The 18,303-nt window shown below is 45.7% G+C and carries 12 protein-coding genes; 10 read left to right on the top strand and 2 right to left on the bottom strand.

Annotated features, from left to right (window positions below; genetic code table 11):
- Positions 1-607 precede the first annotated feature (607 nt).
- Positions 608-856 carry a hypothetical protein gene (locus C5O19_RS24380; protein ID WP_104715982.1) on the top strand — a complete coding sequence of 83 codons (249 nt, stop codon included), beginning with the start codon at positions 608-610 and terminating at the stop codon, positions 854-856.
- Positions 857-1,123: 267 nt separating this feature from the next.
- Here C5O19_RS24380 and C5O19_RS24375 read toward each other — a convergent pair whose 3' ends face one another.
- A complete protein-coding gene (locus C5O19_RS24375) occupies positions 1,124-1,708 on the bottom strand; it encodes a hypothetical protein (RefSeq protein ID WP_133163445.1) in 585 nt (194 codons plus the stop codon).
- A 992-nt stretch (positions 1,709-2,700) separates the two neighbouring features.
- Between C5O19_RS24375 and C5O19_RS24365 the strand changes: the two genes are divergently transcribed.
- The 7 genes from C5O19_RS24365 to C5O19_RS24335 all read left to right on the top strand — a co-directional run bounded on the left by C5O19_RS24365 (position 2,701) and on the right by C5O19_RS24335 (position 14,390).
- The gene (locus C5O19_RS24365; protein WP_104715979.1) at positions 2,701-6,180 is read left to right on the top strand and encodes a PAS domain-containing protein; all 3,480 of its coding nucleotides are present in this window, start codon (positions 2,701-2,703) and stop codon (positions 6,178-6,180) included.
- A 528-nt stretch (positions 6,181-6,708) separates the two neighbouring features.
- Positions 6,709-6,855 carry an LbetaH domain-containing protein gene (locus C5O19_RS26320; RefSeq protein WP_394341808.1) on the top strand — a complete coding sequence of 49 codons (147 nt, stop codon included), beginning with the start codon at positions 6,709-6,711 and terminating at the stop codon, positions 6,853-6,855.
- Positions 6,856-7,066: 211 nt separating this feature from the next.
- A complete protein-coding gene (locus C5O19_RS24355) occupies positions 7,067-7,459 on the top strand; it encodes a hypothetical protein (RefSeq protein ID WP_133163444.1) in 393 nt (130 codons plus the stop codon).
- Positions 7,460-7,629: 170 nt separating this feature from the next.
- Entirely contained in the window at positions 7,630-11,928 is a 4,299-nt protein-coding gene (locus C5O19_RS24350; protein ID WP_104715977.1) for a CusA/CzcA family heavy metal efflux RND transporter, read from the top strand.
- A gap of 6 nt (positions 11,929-11,934) precedes the next feature.
- Positions 11,935-13,089: an efflux RND transporter periplasmic adaptor subunit gene (locus C5O19_RS24345; protein WP_104715976.1), complete on the top strand. Its 1,155-nt coding sequence runs from the start codon at positions 11,935-11,937 to the stop codon at positions 13,087-13,089.
- A gap of 57 nt (positions 13,090-13,146) precedes the next feature.
- Entirely contained in the window at positions 13,147-14,034 is an 888-nt protein-coding gene (locus C5O19_RS24340; RefSeq protein ID WP_104715975.1) for a cation diffusion facilitator family transporter, read from the top strand.
- Positions 14,031-14,390, top strand: coding sequence for a hypothetical protein (locus C5O19_RS24335; RefSeq protein ID WP_104715974.1), 360 nt, complete (start codon positions 14,031-14,033; stop codon positions 14,388-14,390). Before C5O19_RS24340 ends, C5O19_RS24335 begins: the two co-directional genes overlap by 4 nt.
- Before the next feature lie 574 nt (positions 14,391-14,964).
- Here C5O19_RS24335 and C5O19_RS24330 read toward each other — a convergent pair.
- On the bottom strand, positions 14,965-16,134 hold the full coding sequence (locus C5O19_RS24330) for a serine hydrolase domain-containing protein (protein ID WP_104715973.1): 1,170 nt from the start codon (positions 16,132-16,134) through the stop codon (positions 14,965-14,967).
- Between the two features lie 397 nt (positions 16,135-16,531).
- On the opposite strand from C5O19_RS24330, the gene C5O19_RS24325 reads away from it, so the two are divergent.
- Entirely contained in the window at positions 16,532-17,251 is a 720-nt protein-coding gene (locus C5O19_RS24325; RefSeq protein ID WP_104715972.1) for a hypothetical protein, read from the top strand.
- 103 nt (positions 17,252-17,354) lie between these two features.
- Positions 17,355-17,885, top strand: coding sequence for a GNAT family N-acetyltransferase (locus C5O19_RS24320; RefSeq protein ID WP_104715971.1), 531 nt, complete (start codon positions 17,355-17,357; stop codon positions 17,883-17,885).
- The last annotated feature ends 418 nt before the right edge of the window (positions 17,886-18,303 follow it).

Raw genomic sequence — 18,303 nt, 5'->3', positions numbered from 1 at the left:
TATTTGAATCTGTCACGTCTTCATTTTGATGTTCCGAGTATTTTGTAAACAGTTGCGTACCGATGTCAGTAAAGGACTAGTGCAAAACGCGATTATTTGCTGGAATTATCTGTATTTGACTGAGCAGATTGTCAAAAATCCCGAATCCGGGCGTACCGATTGGTAGAATTGATTAGCCGCTCATCGCCTATAAGTTGGCCACATGTAAACCTGCAAGGTGAATTTGATTGTAGCGAAGCAGTGCTATGCCACCAGGTTGAATTTGATTTGGACAAATTGCTGAGTGCTAATCTGTAATTTATTTCCTCTATGGACTGTATTTCAAATACTTATCAGGTGCTAACCCCGCAACTGTTTTGAAAAGTGAGTGATCTTTCCTAAAGCCTAGCAATAGAGAGGAGTTTGTTGGAAAAAGCATGCAAGGCTAATCCTATCTATTGTCTAAAATTAATAGTTGTTGTATGTCTACGATTCTTATCTAAGATTAATCAGAGATGAGTTATTGCATCCTATATCAGTCCCCATGACTTAGTACTGGTCACGTTCGCATGTCTCACTTCTCACTTATAGAATTTAGAATGAAGCTTGAACTTAACCTCTATTTTCCATGAAAAATCAGCAGTTTAGAGAACTATTAATATACGTTTACAAAGAGGCGTCAGAAACTGTATCTGCTTTACCTTATAAACCCAAACCACGACCTCTGTTTGAATTAACCCTATCACAAGAACTCTTACAATTATTATGGAGTAAAAATATAGAGATAGAAAACTTATCAGTCAATGAATATGATGCTTTATGTTACTCCTATGGATTGGGATGGAATCATGAGATTTTACAACTTCGTGAAGAGTGATTTGCTTAGTCTTTGTACTTATTTTCTGAAGCTCCTTAGAGCAAAGAGTACCCTTGGTCACTCTAGAGGGGTTAGTTGCTAATAGTATATAGACAAAAGGATAGTTAATGGGAAAGAGGCATGACGTTCCATTCTTGAGAATTTATTGGTAAGTCTGGTCTTCCATAAGAAGGGCCCTTGCTCTCGTTTCAGCTTAGGATGGCTGAAACTTTATTTTACCTTATCTGAATGGTCGTTTGTAAAAGGTTATGGAATGAAAGAAATGTATTAGGATAAGTCGTGAATGCCCTGTTGCTTGAGAAAATCAATAATGTCTGAACGAGTAGTCATGGGTTTAGCCAAGTCATTAGGATTAGGTAAGTCTATTCCGTATAGGTAAAGAATCAGCTTCCAAATGATCTGTTCATCTTCCGACGGTTGATAACTTATGCTTCCCTGATCAGCCAATTGGATTAATTCGTAAGCCCATCGGTCAGCTGCATCCAAAGAAAAGCTCCCTTTTAATAACTGCTTGTAAGTATCAAGCACGATCTCTTTGGTTAAAGTAAATGATTGCTGCCCGATTAGACATTGGCTAGCCATTTGGAGTGCTTTCATAGCTACGTTACGATTCTTCTCCGGGTTACCAAATAGCCCCATCGTTTCTTGTTCAATCGTAAGTAGCCTTTGAGCAATCTCTTCGTAGGTGATTCCATAAGTCGCTAGGCGAACCACTTGACTTGTGTAGGGTTGATATTCATCCCTTGACTCGGGTATGTCATTCACACCAAAAGGGTCCCATTCTTGCCAGAGTAATTCGTCAATCAGAGTATAGAGACGAGCCTGGGGAACACTCAACTTCACAAGTTGCATATCTATAGATTGTTCTATAAGCGTCTGTATGTTAAGCAACTTCAATATTTGAAATACCGTTTAGAATTCTTCGTAAACAATTCTAAGAGTTGGATAACCTTACTTACACTTTTCAAACTCTATTCGTTCTTTCAAAGGTGTTCGGATTACTAGGTGGGTAGAGTCGAACGAAACTACAGATAAACGTTCTGAGCCAGGAGCATCCATTCCAATCGTTATTCCATCATATGTGAGCACAATGGCTCCTTTATTGATAGTATACCTATAACGTAAAGCTTTGTTTGGTTCGACAGGCTGGCAACTGGCTAGCGAGTCGATAGCTGTATAAGCCTGGGTGTGAGTAAATGTCAATCGTTTTCCCAATTGGATCTTAGGCGAAGTGTCTTTCCAGGTACCGATTAGTTGATCAGGTGTTAGGGAGATGATAACATCTGATTTATCGCGGCAGCCCATCGCGAAAAGCAAGCTTACCCAAATGAACTTTTTCATAGCCTATACATAAAGTTGTTGTCTCAATAAATGAGACCCCTTGGCAATCCCTTTAGTTGGAAAGGCTTGTTCTATAATCAATCCTTATGTTAAGCATCACGTAAAATAGAATATAGTTCGTTGCATGAAAACGATCATTATTAACATTATCTAGACCTAGGTTGATTCCAAAAAATCACATTGGCTATAACGTGCGGATTGCTTCTATCGTGGAAATCTTTGCTGTTAAATATCTGGCAGTACTAGAGCGGCTATCCTAACACTAGCGTAGGTCCGCAGAAGATTGAATTAAGCTAGGGGACTGATTTACCCAAACGACTACCTTAAAAAAACGTTGGAACAGGTCTTCCCTAAAAGCTAACTAGTACATCGAAAACCTAAATCTTCTTTGCACTTGATGCACACCACTGCTTGGGTAGAAGGTGGTATACTTCTTTATATAATTTACTGCACTACCCGTCAACTAATCTTCCTCATTGTTTTAAGCGTAGCGTAACCGCCATATGCATTACTTAAAAAAAGAACTCCTGGCCTTGCTGGCCAGTGATGAACGCTATTTTGATTTTTTTCAGGAAGCGGGCATCTGGACCTGGGATTTAATGAACCAGGAAAATCAATGGATGAGTCCTAGCTTCTGGGAAAAATTAGGCTATACGCCAGCAGAAGTTTCAGCGGTCTCTTCTGACATTGCATCTCTTTTGCATCCGGATGATAGAGCGTTAGTAACCAATGAGTTATCCGCCCATCTTGCTGATTCATCCTATCCCTTCGAACCCCTCATTCGCTACTTCCGCAAAGATGGATCTATTCTCTGGGTTCGCTGCCGGGGCATTGCCGTTCGCAATGCTGAAGGTCAACCCGTGCGTATGCTGGTTGCTCACCGAGACATTACTAAGGAAAAAGAAGCGGAACTCAGTGCTCGACGGGAGGCCTTACTCTATCGCTATATCACCAATAGTCAGGTTCTCTACGTAGCCCGAACGAATCTAGCGGGAGCCTACACCTTTGTCAGTGAAGATTATGCAAAATCCCAGGGTAAAACGTCTCAGGAGCTCATCGGTACTTTAGCTGCCGAGTCCGTCTTAGCGGAAGACGTGCCTCTAGGACTTCAAGCCTTTGAATCCTGCACGGCTCAACCGGAAGTGCCATTTACCGTTATTCTTCGCAAGAAGTCTGATGCGGGCCAACTTAAGGTGCACGAGTGGACCTTTATTGGACTAAGTGATACCGGCAATCAGGTCAGTGAAATTCTTTGCTTAGGTAGAGACATCACCGAGAGTTATAAAAACCAGGCTGATTTATCGGTTCTACTATCTGCTACTAGTGATATCCTTTCTATCGTTAATGCCGAAGGAATTATTACGTATTTGTCACCTGCCTGGAGCCGAATCTATGACTTTAGTGTCGAAGAAAGCCTAGGCCAAAACATCACTGCTTTTCTTCATCCCGATGATCGGGCTGTGGCCTTTGAAACCTTAGCACAAGCCAACCAGATCGGTTACGGAAAACTGGAACACCGCATGCGTCACCGGGACGGACATTATTTATGGATGGAAACCCAGGCTAATCGCTACGAATTGACGGGCGAAATGGTATTTACTAGTCACGATATCACTGATCGTAAAAAATCCGAAGCAGAACTGCTTCGAACGCGGCAACTGCTCGAACAAACGGCTGAAATTGCCCGGGTGGGCGGCTGGGAATACATCGTAGCTACGGGACAAGTCAATCGTTCGGCCGTAGCCCAAGCTATCTACGAAGATGCTGCTGCCTTACCCACGAGTGCGGAAGCTGCCCTTAATGCGTTTACTGACGAAGCCGTGCGAGAGAAGGCCCGAATGATTCTAAGGGCAGCCATTGAAAAGGGTACCCCTTGGAACTTTGAAGGCCAAATTCGCACCGCACGAGGGAATCTCAAGTGGATCCGAAGTCAGGGTCAGGCCGACTTTGAAAATGGGATTTGCCAGCGGCTGATCGGATCTACCCAAGATATTACGCGGGACAAAGTAGCCCAGATAGAGCTGTTTCGAACCCATGAGTTTTTAGAAAATACGGGCCGCATTGCTAAAGTGGGGGGCTGGGAATTGCAATGGCCCAGCCAGCAGCTGTATTGGTCGTCGGTAACTAAGGAAATTCACGATTTGCCTTTGGATTTTGAACCTAGTGTCAACGCTGGCATTAACTTCTACGCAAGTACTCAGGATCAGGCTCGCATTAATCAAGCGGTCCAAGAAGCCGTGGAAAATGGAACACCTTGGGATATAGAGGCTCAGATTCGAACAGGTTCGGGCATACTTAAGTGGGTGCGTACGAAAGGAGAAGTTGAATGGCTGGACGGCAAATGCGTGAGAATCTTTGGTACCTTTCAGGATATTGATGATCGAAAAAAAGCGGAACAGGAAACCGAGAATGCCCGCCAGCAGGCTGAAGCGGCCAGTAAAGCTAAATCCGAGTTTCTGGCCAATATGAGCCACGAGATCCGTACGCCCTTAAACGGAGTGATTGGCTTTACAGAACTTTTGATGAAAACCCGCCTCGATGAAACGCAGCTTCAATATCAACAAATGGTATTTCAGTCGGCTCAATCGCTGTTAGACATCCTGAGTGATATTTTAGACTTCTCGAAAATAGAAGCAGGTAAACTCCAGCTCAGTGCTGAAAAGATTAACCTATGGGAACTCGCTGAGCAGGCCCTGTCCATCATCACGGCCCAAGGCCATCAAAAAGGCCTGGAAATTCTCCTAAATTTGGAGCCTAGGGTACCTACCTGGGTATGGGTGGATGGCATTCGTTTGCGTCAGATTCTAGTCAATCTCTTAGGCAATGCCGTTAAATTTACTTCGAAAGGAGAAATTGAACTTAAAATTGACGTAGTCCAGAGTCAGTCAAATCAGACCACTTTGCAGTTTTCAGTTCGTGATACGGGCATTGGGATTTCTTTAGAAAATCAGCATAAAATCTTTGAAGCTTTTATGCAAGAGGACCTTTCGACGACTAAAAAATTTGGTGGCACAGGACTGGGGCTAAGTATTTCCAGTCGTTTAGTACGCTTGATGGGAAGTGAGTTCAGATTGGAGAGTGCTCCAGGCCATGGCAGCGTATTTTCTTTTGAGCTTACTTTGCCCATTGAAGCCGAACGCTCCGCATCCTGGCCTCATTTAAGCTCAATCAAGCGGATACTCATTGTGGATGACAATGCGAGTAATCGCTTGATTTTAGAGCGGATGCTAGCCTTGGAGCAAATCCCTACAGCATTGGCTACGAATGGGATGCAGGCCTTAGAATTAGCGGCGAAAGAATCTTTTGATATAATCATCATGGATTATCATATGCCCTATTTCAATGGCATTGATACCTTAGCCAGTCTCCGTAGAAACCATCTCAATTATAGCCAGCCCATCGTATTAATGTATACGTCTTCGGAAGACGATGACGTAGAAAAAGCCTGTCAGGAATTTAGTGTATCCCAGCGATTGATCAAGCCTGTACGAATGCAGCAGCTTTACCAGGTTTTATCAAATCTAATGGCGTCTACAACTATGGAGCCAGAACCTTTTATAGCAGAACCTGAAGATACTTCTTTTACTCCTACACCCTTACCAGAGAAAACCCGTTCGGTGCTACTGGTGGAAGACAATGCCGTTAATCGCTTACTGGCGCGAAAGCTCATTGCTTCGCTTCGTCCCGATCTAACTATTTACGAGGCTCACGACGGTAAGCAGGGTCTGGCAGCGTACCTTGAACATGAGCCGAATCTTATTTTGATGGACATTCAGATGCCCGAGATGAATGGGTATGAAGCAACTCAGGCCATCCGGTCAAAAGAAACGAAGGGGCGGATTCCTATTCTAGCCTTAACGGCGGGTACTCTAGCCGGAGAAAAAGAAAGGTGTCTATCGGCAGGCATGGATGAATATCTCACCAAACCCATTGCAAGGGCCGTTTTAGAAAAAGCACTTAACGAATGGCTTCCTGATTGCTAAAGAATGCTGCTTTATGAAGAGGCCTATTAATAAAAATTAGTGGGCCAAAGAAACCGAATTTAAAAAGGACCTAGAGTCGCAACTCCAGCCACTACATTTGAACATGCAAGATGCGAAAAAGAATATAGTTGAGTCGTATATTTTTGTGATCTTGAAGATAGGCGTCCTGCAAACGCTTCACGTTTACCGCCAAGCGTGATAAAACCTAACATGTAGTTTTAGTGCTGCCGATTCTCAGATTTGTATAAGACTGAGAGTTTTGTTGCCCTAGACTTCGTATTTATTTATGCCTTTTCTACCGTTTAACTTAGTTTTTACTAGTATAGTCCAGTTACTAATGCATATACCACAGAAAAGTATTGAATAACCCTACAGGCCGTGGAAGGTTTACAGTCTTTTATTTTGGCGTGAAGTGTATGCCTTCTGGGAATTTTGCGAAAAAATAGTTTAAAACCTATGATTAGGTTTTAAAACTGGCATTGCAGACTGAGTACTCAGAGCATTGTACCTATAAACAAATTTCTGCTAGTGCCGTATGGAGCAGGAGCTACTAGTTTACCCGACGTGACGATTGGTGAAGATGCCATCGTGGCCGCAGGAGCCGTGGTGAACCGGGATATTCCGGATTGCACTATTGTAGCGGGCGTTCCGGCTCGGGTGATTAAAACCTTGTAAGTGAAGGAGACATTCTGTTCTTAAGAGGTAAACGAGAACCCGATGTTACGTTCTTGCAAGGCATCCATCAAAAGCTCGGTATCGATGTTCACTTGATTCTAGACATAGTGTATCAGTTAAGTACCCAAATGGAGTTTACTCGGTTCTGCCGGAAAAATGGATTTGTATTTTAATCTTTGAGTCCCTGAATTTCCGCTTACCTTTGCTAGCCATGAGAAAAATCACCGCCCTTTTCCTAAGCATACTGATGTTTACGGGCAGTTTGTTTCCGCAAACTGACATTGAGGAGGTGTATAAAATTCCGGGCTTACTCACGCATTTTCAGGAGCATCGGGCGAAACTACAACCGGATCTGAGCTTTTGGGGCTTTCTTCAAATGCACTACAGTCCGAGTTCTGAGCACGCCAAGACGCCGCATCCTCATACAAAAATTCCCTTCTACAATCATTTATCCGCTGGGTTTTTGTTTGTGATTAGCGAATTCAAGGCGACTCTTGAAAAACTGGTAGTTACCTTTTTCTCGTGCAATCACCAGTTTCAGTATTTAAATGCGTACGCCTATCAGACGTGCGGTTCCCTGCTCCGGCCTCCCCAGTTCGGTTAATTCCATTCTTACGGCTGATTCTACTAAACTACTCACCGCCAGGTGAGCTCAGCTGGGTGTGTTCTGCCGTTTGTATCAGCTCCCTTTTAAGCTCTAAGCGTTAATCTAAGCTCGCTTATGTAAAGGCGGGGCTGATCCTTCATTCATTTTTGGAATTAACCAAGGTACTTATGCTTCACGCGTTAATCGGATTCAGCATCCGAAACAAACTCGTCGTGGCCCTTGGCGTTTTAGCCCTGATGGCCTGGGGCGGCTATGCATTCACGCAATTGCCCATTGACGCCAATCCCGACATTACCAATAACCAGGTACAGGTCGTTACCCAGTCGTCTTCGCTGGCGGCTCAGGAAATGGAACAATTCATCACGTTCCCCCTGGAAACTAGCCTACGCAATATTCCGGGAGTTACCGAGATTCGCTCCGTTTCCCGCTTTGGACTGTCGGTCATTACCGTAGTCTTTAGCGATGCGGTAGATACCTACTTAGCCCGGCAATTAGTCAGTGAAAAAATTAAAGAATCCGAGCAAGCCCTCATGGCGACAGAGGCGGCTCCCCAGATGGCTCCCATCACCACGGGTTTGGGCGAAATCTATCAGTATGTGCTACGGGCGGCTCCCGGGTACCAAGATCAATACGATGCGACCGAACTACGAACGATTCAGGACTGGACCATCAAACGCCAGTTGGCGGGTGTGTCCGGCGTAGTGGACGTGAGCAGCATGGGTGGCTATCTCAAGCAGTATGAAGTTAGTGTAAACCCTGAAAAACTGCGGGGACTCAACGTGACCATTGCCGAGCTGTTTATGGCTTTGGCTACCAATAATGCCAATACGGGAGGTAGTTACATTGAAAAAGGCCCCGAAGCCTTCTTCATTCGCGGGGAAGGCATGGTACATAACGCCGAAGAAATTGGTCAGATCGTCGTTAAAACCATCAATCAGACTCCTTTACTCGTGAAAGACATTGCAGACGTACGTATAGGTCATGCCGTAAGGTACGGAGCACTGACTCGAAATGGAGAAGGGGAAGTCGTAGGAGGTACGGTACTTATGCTCAAAGGAGCCAGCTCGGAGAAGACCATCAAGGCTGTCAAACAGCGGATGGACGAGATTCGCTTAACGCTTCCTAAGGGCCTGGTGATTGAACCTTTCCTGGATCGTACGGTACTAATCGACAAAGCCATTCATACAGTGGCCAAAAACCTCGTTGAAGGCGGAGTGATCGTGATTATCGTGTTACTGGTATTGCTAGGCAATTTGCGAGCGGGATTGATTGTGGCCTCCGTTATTCCGCTGTGCATGCTCTTTGCCCTAGGTCTAATGCACACGTTTGGGGTTTCGGCTAATCTGATGAGTTTAGGAGCCATTGACTTTGGCCTGCTCGTCGACGGAGCCGTGATTATTATTGAAGGGATGATTTTCTATCTAGTGCAGCAGAAAGGACTCCTCCAAGAAAGTATGGACAAGGTGGCCCGAAAATCCGCTCAGCGCATGATGCAGTCGGCCTTGTTTGGTCAGTTGATCATCCTAATCGTCTATTTTCCCATTTTATCCCTGACGGGCATTGAGGGCAAAATGTTTCGGCCCATGGCTCTAACGGTGGGGTTTGCCCTGCTGGGGGCCATGCTTCTCTGTATCACCTATGTACCCATGATGGCGGCGGCCTTTTTGAAGCCAGATACCCAGGAAAGTGTTCTTTCTGAGAAAATCATGCACGGATTGCACCGGATTTATGATCCGCTTATTCGCCGGGCCCTTCGCTATCGGGCGGGAGTTCTGGGTGGATCATTAGTACTATTAAGCGTGAGTGTATGGGTTTTTACTCGCATGGGCGGCGAATTTATTCCGAATCTGGATGAAGGTGATCTGGCCATCAGCCTTACGCTCAAACCGGGTTCTTCGCTGAGTCAGACCATCGAGACCAGTACAAAAATCGAGCGGATTCTAAAAACGTCTTTTCCGGAAGTCGCCGAAGTGGTTTCAAAAATTGGTACGGCTGAAATTCCTACGGATCCCATGCCCATTGAAGCCGGCGATATTATCGTACGGCTAAAAGAACCCAAGGAATGGGTGACGACGAAGAGTAAAGCTGACCTGGTGGAAAAAATGGAAGCGGCCCTTAGTACCCTTCCCGGTGTGAACCTCGAATTTACCCAGCCCATTCAGCTTCGGTTTAATGAACTCATGACTGGGGTAAAATCCGACGTAGCCGTTAAAGTGTATGGAGAGGACCTGGATACCCTCTTTAGCAGGGCCAATCAAATGGCTGGCGTCATGAGTAAGGTTCGGGGCGTAGCGGACTTGAAAGTTGAGCAGATCGTAGGGCTTCCCCAGATGCTGGTGTCTTATAACCGGGCCCGGCTGGCCGAGTATGGCATGAATGTATCGGCCCTCAATCAAATCCTGAAAACGGCCTTTGCCGGAGAGGCTACCGGAGTCGTGTTTGAGGGGGAGAAACGCTTTGATCTGGTTGTGCGTCTGGACAGTACCCACCGCCAGGATATATCCGACATTCGGCAGATGTACGTGGACCTGCCCAATGGTAATCAAGTCCCTTTGGAGGAGTTGGCCAGTATTCGCTACAGCAATGCTCCCATGCAGATCTCGCGGGATAATGCCCGGCGACGAATTACGATTGGAGTAAACGTCAGAGGTCGTGATGTTGAAGGGCTTGTCGGCGAGATTCAACAGGTACTGACTGAAAAAGTAAAGCTTCCACCCAATTACTCAATCACCTACGGCGGACAGTTTGAGAATCTAGTTAAAGCGAAGTCCCGCCTGCTGGTAGCTGTGCCGGTTTCGCTCCTATTGATTTTTGTGTTACTGTTTTTCACCTTCGGTTCCATTAAACAGGCCCTGATGATCTATTCGGCCATTCCGCTTTCGGCCATCGGGGGCATCTGGGCACTTGAACTGCGAGGTCTCCCTTTTAGTATTTCCGCAGGCGTGGGTTTCATTGCCCTGTTTGGAATTGCCGTCTTAAATGGGATTGTGCTCATCAGCTACTTCAACGAGTTGAAAGCGGAAGGATCTACCAATCTCTGGCGGCGGGTGTTGCGGGGCACGAGCGTACGGTTTAGGCCCGTTGTGATGACGGCGGCGGTAGCTTCACTGGGCTTTTTGCCCATGGCTCTTTCCACGACGGCCGGAGCTGAGGTGCAACGTCCGCTGGCTACCGTAGTCATCGGTGGACTGGTTTCGGCAACTTTGTTGACACTCATTATTTTGCCCATCCTATACAGCTATCTGGATGAACCCTGGAAAGTCAGCCGGAAGACGTCCGTTACTGGATTAATGCTGGGATTACTTATCCTGGGTAATCTGCCTGCATCCGCTCAGGCATTGACGCTGGAACAGGCCCTTACCCAAGCTTTGGACCGTAATCAGCATCTAAAGTCGGCTGACGTTTCCGTGCAGGTTCAGGAAAAGTTACGCCGCTCCGCCTTTGATGTCCCTAAAACTACGCTTGATTTTCAGCGGGGACAAATCCAGGGCGTTTACCCGGATTATACCTTTAATGCCGTGCAAAGCATTGCCTTGCCGGCCTTCTATCAGGCCCAACGTCGTTGGCAGGAAAGGCAGGTAGACATTGCCCGGCAGAACTATCGGATTACCAGGAAAGAACTGATTCGCGAGGTAAAAAGGGCGTATCATGACCTGCTGCTTCTGCACGCTCGGCTGAGTGTTTTGCAGCAGCAGGATTCCGTCTTTACCAAAGCAGCTTACGCGGCAGGGGTCCGGTTCCGAACGGGCGAGAGTAATCGTCTAGAAGAGGTAACGGCTCAGGCCCGCCAGCGGGATATTCAAACCCAAATCCGCTCTATAAAAACCCAGATAAGCATGGCCCGACAGGCACTGGGGATTTGGTTGGGGCAGCCCGAAGGCGTAAGGATTGATACTACGCAGGCGATTCGTATAGCTTCCCGATTGTCCACACCGCTTACTCCGGATCTTAACCCTGAGCTTCAGCTTTTAGCAAGCCAGCGGCAGGCAGAAGAGCAACGCGTAGAGGTAGAAAAGAAGCGAGCTTTACCCGAGCTGCGACTCGGCTATTTAAATCAATCCTTTGAAGGAAGCGGAGGTTTTCAGGCGGTGCAGCTAGGAGTATCGATTCCTCTGGTGGCGGGCTGGTATAGAAGTCGGACCGAAGCGGCCCGGCTTAGTGCCCAGGCTACGCAGGTTGAGTATGATTACCAGCTCAGTCGCTTTGAGGGACTCGCTGCCATCCACCAGCAGGAAGTCGTCCGAACGGCTCAGAATCTAGATTATTACCTGCAGACGGCACTGCCTCAGGCAGAATTTATTCTCACCAACGCCCAAAAGAGCTATCTGGCGGGCGAAATCGAGTACGTAGAATTTGTACAAGCCAGCCTGCAGGCCTGGCAAATTAAAGAACAATACCTGGATCAGGTCTGGGCTTATAACCACGCCGTCATTGAACTGGAATCTCTAGTACTTCCCATAGACTAAACGCATATGAAAAAAATACTTCTAATGGGCTGGGTGATGACCCTGGTGGCGTGCCAGTCCGAATCTACTCAGCAACAGACCCCAACGCAAGCGGTTGCTACCACAGCCCCCAAACTGGAAATAGCCCTACCCATATCCATGGTAAAGCAAGCCGGCATTCAGGTGGGTCCTGCCCAGCAGATCAGCCTTTCAGAAATGATTCAGGCCAATGGTACGGTGGAAGCTCCCCCGCAATACGTGGCTACCATTAGTGCCCCCTTGGGCGGCTTTGTAAAACAGATGAATCTGCTGCAGGGTAGCTACGTCGAAAAAGGTCAGGTGGTACTTACCCTGGAGCATCCCGATTATATCAAGCTTCAGCAGGAATATTTACAGGCTCTGAGTCGGGTGAGCTTCCTGGAGCAGGAATTTGATCGGCAGGCCGAACTCGCCAAAGAAAACGTGGGAGCCCGCCGGAAACTCGAACAGTCTGAATCAGAATATACGTCCACCAAAGCCCTGGTCGCTTCTTTGGAAGCCCAGCTGCGGTTGCTGGGGCTTAATCCCAAGACTATACGTCAGGGCTCGATTTTGAGCAGTATCCAACTGCGGGCTCCCTTTAGTGGTTATGTAAGAAGTTTACAAGTAAATATTGGCAAGCACGTCAACGCTAATGAATCCCTGATGGAAATTGTCAATAAACAGCACCTGCACGTAGAACTTCAGGTCTTTGAAAAAGACATTAACAAAGTCAAAGAAGGGCAGCTCATCCGCTTTACTCTGCCGCAGATGAACTCGGGCGAGCAAACGGCCCGGGTGGAGCTGGTGGCTAAAACGTTCGATGGGCAAACCAAAACGGTTCAGGTGCATGGGCATTTATCCGAAGGGTTCGAATCACTCGTGCCCGGTTCGTACGTGCGGGCTCGCATTATGACCAGCGAGCACTTGGTTACAGCGGTTCCCAGCGATGCCCTAGTGCGAGATGGTAACCGAAATTACGTTTATGTTGTCGTTAAAAAAGATCCCGGACAATGGGTGTTTAAAAAAGTGCCCGTTCAAGCTGGAACGGTAGAAAAAGGCTATACCCAAATCACCCTTGACAAGGCCGCTCCCTATTCAGCAGAAATTGTTCAGAAAGGAAGCTACTTTATTAGTGCAGAACTGGCTAAAGCAGAAGGCTAACCTCTTAGGGCCTGGCCTTTAGACTTTTGAAAGGCTGGGCCTTTTACCACTACAGTCATGGAAAAACCAATTGCACCAACTAATGCTCAGCGGGGGCAACAAACTATGCTAATGGGCATTGCAGTAAACGTGGTATTAGTCATCGTAAAGGCAACAGCTGGCTGGCTGGGAAACTCTTACGCACTCATTGCCGATGCCCTGGAATCAGCCACCGATATCGTCACTTCCACATTCGTTTGGTTGGGCCTCCGAGTAGCCTCGCGAAAGCCCGACGAAAACCATCCGTATGGGCATGGCAAAGCTGAACCGCTGGCGGCCCTACTGGTTTCATTGGCTTTAGTAGCCGCAGCCATCCTGATCGCCGTGGAAAGCGTCCACAACATTCGAACGCCGCATGAAACGCCCAAAGCGTTCACACTGCTTGTTTTGGCGGGCATTGTCTTGGTTAAAGAAGTCTTGTTTCGTAAAATGAATCAGGTTGGATCGGAAGTGGATAGTAGTGCGGTTAAGGCCGATGCCTGGCACCAGCGGAGTGATGCTATTACCTCGCTGACGGCTTTTGTGGGCATTAGTATTGCTCTAATTGGCGGTCCGGGTTACGAATCGGCCGATGACTGGGCGGCCCTACTGGCCTCGCTGGTCATTGTCTTTAACGCTTACCATATCTTCCGGCCTTCGTTCGGCGAAATCATGGATGAATCCCCCGCCGGAGCCTGGAAAGCCGAAATTGAAGCCATTGCTTTGAGCGTGGCTCAGGTCGAAGGGGTTGAAAAATGCCTGGTACGAAAGACGGGGTTTGAATATTTCGTGGATTTGCACCTGGAAGTAGACGGCAATTTAACTGTTCGGGAAGGCCACGCCATTGCTCACCGGGTCAAAGAAGCTATCCGGGCTCAGAAACCCGCTGTTTACGATGTACTCATTCATATTGAACCCAGCTCATGAAAAAAATCGGGTGGATGCTTACTTTTATGGCTTCGGCCTGCCAAATGAGTTCGGATTATTTAATGATCGAAGCGTGGAATCCAGATCACACGAGAAAGGTAGAAGTGTACCTGGAAAAAGACTGGATGGCTTCATCCGAGCAGATTCGTTTGCGTTTATACCCTTCCACGAAAAGTAAAGCAATGGATTTAGCCGTGTTTGATGCGAATTACCACCGACTTCGATTAAGTACTCGCTTAATTTACTTGAGCTGGCAGGGCAATGATTCGCTACGAATCTATTATGACGATCATTTGAAGCGGCAGATTCTTCAAGCCGAGCCAGCTGGATTGATGCTCAAATACATCAAACAGTAATTCCAAGAAGCAGTAGCCTTTAAAGCTAGTCGCATAGGTTTATATTGGTTCGGGCATACTATGCCTAATTTTATATTACATTTGGTAAAAATCATATAATGATTGGGTAAGATTCCTCTATAACGCGTCAACATACCTTTTAAGGAGTAACGGGCTTGTTTAGGATATGTGTTTATGAATTTATGTTGTATAATTAACATTATGTTAAGCTAAGGCCAGTTTCTTAGATTGTGTCACGATCTTTTCAGCACCCTCTCTGCATTTTTGATTATTACTAGCTAGACCCATCATTTCTTTTTCAATCCGTGAAAGCTCATGAGCAATTTCATCAACAGTTGCTCCCCTAATAGCCAAGCTAACAGTTTAGGAGTATAAGTTTGATATTTGTCCCTAACATCCGACATAGAATTAACTCCTATATCATCCTACTTCTTCCATAGGAGGGCATCAATAAATTTATAAAGCTGATTTTGCGACTCTTTTAGTTTCTTCATGGCCATTTTCCTGTTGTAGAATCAATCCATATTTTAAGTAGTAAAACGATAATTTAGCGGTGATCTTCTTTGCACAAGCATCACAGAAGATGAGCACTTTTTAATTTATCGATGATTCGATTCGATACTTCATTCAAGCGGCGTTGCGAGTCATTAGTCATGGCATTGGTGATCAAAAAGACTCCGCATTGCTTTTTGGGATAAATAGCCAGCCAAGAAGAAGTGCCAAACGTTCCTCCATTATGGTAAAGCATTCGGCTCTCGGTATTGTAGTCGAATGTATTCCAAGCATAAGCCCTACCATATTGCTCGTTACCTGCTAACAATTGTTGGGTCTGGCGAATGACCGGATCAGGATTGGTTAGATACATTTTCATATACATCGCCATCGAACTAGTGGATGCTTTCAAGCCACCCGCATATAGGTAGCCCCCATTTTCCAAAGGCATTGTATGCCCTAGACTGTCTTTGCCAACAGCCACTCGAGCCATTTCATTGATAGGAACGTTAGCGAAGGTAATTTGCTCTCGAGAGCGTGAAAAGACGTATTTCTTTAGTAATACCTCAAACGATCGATTATAGACTTTTTCTAGAATATAGCCCACTAATTGCACACCTGCGTTCGAATATTGGTAATCTTTTCCTGTGGCGTTTTTCAGTCTTACCGTGGCTAAACGGTCAAAAAAGTCTTTCTTGGTCAAGGAATTGAAACAGCTTACCTGCTGATGAATGGTCATTGCTTTACTGTTACAATTAATATTCATTGGCAAGCCGGATGTATGAGTAATCAGATGGCGAAGCGTAATCGGGCGATTGGTAGCTAAAACAAGATTAGGCCATGATCCATCTAAAAACTTTCGTATGTCCTCGTCAAGACGGAGTTTATGGTCATAAACGGCCTGAGATAGCAATAAACCAGTGTACGTTTTTGTGATTGAACCGATCTCATAGAGCGTTTTACTATCAGGTTTTTTGCCATCATCCAACTTCCCCATGTGAACTTGAATGACTTTGTTATTGATGTAGACGGCACTCGATATCGCCGAAAATTTTTTGTCAGCCAGTAGAACGGCCAGTTCAGTTTGGATGATCTGTGTAATAACGCCTTGACTATCCGGTTCATTCACTTTGGTAGCTATACCAAACTTTCCTATATCATTAGCAAAAAGGTTTATTGACGGAGTAGCTAAAACTGTACTACCAAATGGCAGGGAAAAAATTATCAGAGAAAAGAATAGGTTTTTACTCATGGGCTTTTAAGGATGATGTGGTTCTATCAGTGGATCAAGACGGTAGATCGTTTACAACTAATCTAAAATAATTCAGATGCCTCACCTAGACGCCTATTGTAGAAGAAAAAATTAAATCAATTCTTAATTTACGCGGATAGTTCATTTGGATACTGAATGGTAAATGCACCCAGTAGGTGGACGTTAAGCGTATGATGATCGTTACCAAACAGAATAATTGCAAGAAGAGTCTTTTGTATGAGTCAGCTAAAACTGAGTTGACTACCTACCGGTAGTGAAGGTATTGTAATGTCTCCCAAAGATATCGAGAAGGCAAATCTCAGGAGATGTTACTGCATCCATTAATGACTACTTTTGGCTTGCCACGAAATTAGTTTCAATTCAACCTGTAGTGATAATGAGTCAGCTTAAATGGGAAGAGCTTAAAGTCTACCGACCCCTGCCTAAAGAGGCTCTTACACCTGCTTTCAAAGACTTTACTGCTATCATCGCCGAAAACCTCTTGCCCTATGGATTTAAAAAGGTAGGGCGAAGATTGATCAGGCCATCCAAGGACCTGTTACAGGTTATTCATATCGACACCCGAGGTAGTTGGATGGGTAGGAATGAAAGTTTTGAAACAGAAATAGGTTTAGCCACTGTCTATGATACCGATTGCTTCGTTAAGAATCATGAGCTAACCGGCTCTAAAAAAATAGAACGTCTTATTCCGGGTCTTAAAAATTATGGTCGGATCACCCAAGAGTACAAAGTATTTGCGGAGTTCTATACCCGAACACTCATTGAGTACATTCTACCTTACTTTAGGCGCTATTCTTCTTCAACTGACGTGCTGACTAATCGAGCCCAATTCAAAGTCGGTGAAGTGTCAGGGCGTAATGAAAACCTAATTCTTTTCTGCGAGCTTGCTCAGCATATGAATCAAGAGGCTTCCGCTATTCTAAGCAGAAAACTTGTTTTAGCCCGCAACCGGTCTTGCAGCGATGCAGCGATACAAGAGGTGGAACGCATTAACCAATACTTGCACGCTAACCAGTGGGATCAAATAGACCAGATACTTCTCGACTATAAAAGCCAGGTTGTCAAGAAGCTTAAGCTAAAGACCCAAGGCGATTGAATGTCATTAGCAGTAAATCAAGGTAGTAGGTTCATATTCATGAAAGCCTTTGGTAAGTATATTGACTAGCCGATTAACATAAAGGATTGATTTTACAACAGAAATGACGATTCACGAACTAACCTGGATTAAGCTTACTCAAGCAGCCTTAGAAGCTTTAGTTAACCGAGATCTACAACAGGCTAGTACCCTAATAGGCGTTCAACTTGATTCATTCTTTAGTACGGATGACGCCGTTTGGCTATGGGATATTCGACTTAACCAAGCTCGTCAAGACCCTCGCAGCTTGGATTGGATAGCACAAGTGGTTACGTCTAACCAACAGGTGGTAGGCCATGCAGGATTTCATGGGCCTCCTGATCAGATGGGTATGGTTGAGGTCGCTTACTCCGTAGTACCGGCACAACGAGGACAGGGTTATGCGAAGGCCATGTTGCATGATCTCCTTTATCGAGCTAGAGCTGAAAAGGAAGTTCAAATCGTTCGAGCAACGATTAGCCCTGATAACGCTGCTTCATTAGCAACCATTCGTCCCTTTGGATTTACCTACAAAGGCCAACAACTGGATGATATGGATGGGATAGAGTATATTTTCGAGCTTGATAGCCAAAGCCTTCAAATTGAGATTGATTAACATATAGACACTTATAAAACGGCGAAAAACAACGTCATTTAGGCTAACATTAGTCTCCTAAGCTCAGAGCGATCACTGAGAACTAGACATTGATTCTGGACTGGNGACTGAGCCGCCGCAGTGGTCCAAAGCAGTTCGTTAAAGCCAGCGTTTACCTATTGGGTGGGTGTAACCTACCAAGGAAAGAAAGGATGACGGAGCGGGCCGGTAGCCCATAAGCCGTTAACCTGTTCTTTATTAGTGAGTCATCAAAAAACAGCATGCGATGATCTACCAAAGCACTCAGCCTCACCCTGCTTTACAGCCCTTTGTCAAAGAATATATTCTGATCCATTTCAACTTTAAGGCGTTGACCGGTCAGCGGCCAGCCCGACTCTTGGAAGCTCGGGCCGAACAAAGCCTTATTTTTTATCCCTCT

The organism is Siphonobacter curvatus, from assembly GCF_002943425.1.
Taxonomy (GTDB): domain Bacteria; phylum Bacteroidota; class Bacteroidia; order Cytophagales; family Spirosomataceae; genus Siphonobacter; species Siphonobacter curvatus.
This window is presented reverse-complemented; position numbering and strand designations above follow the sequence as displayed.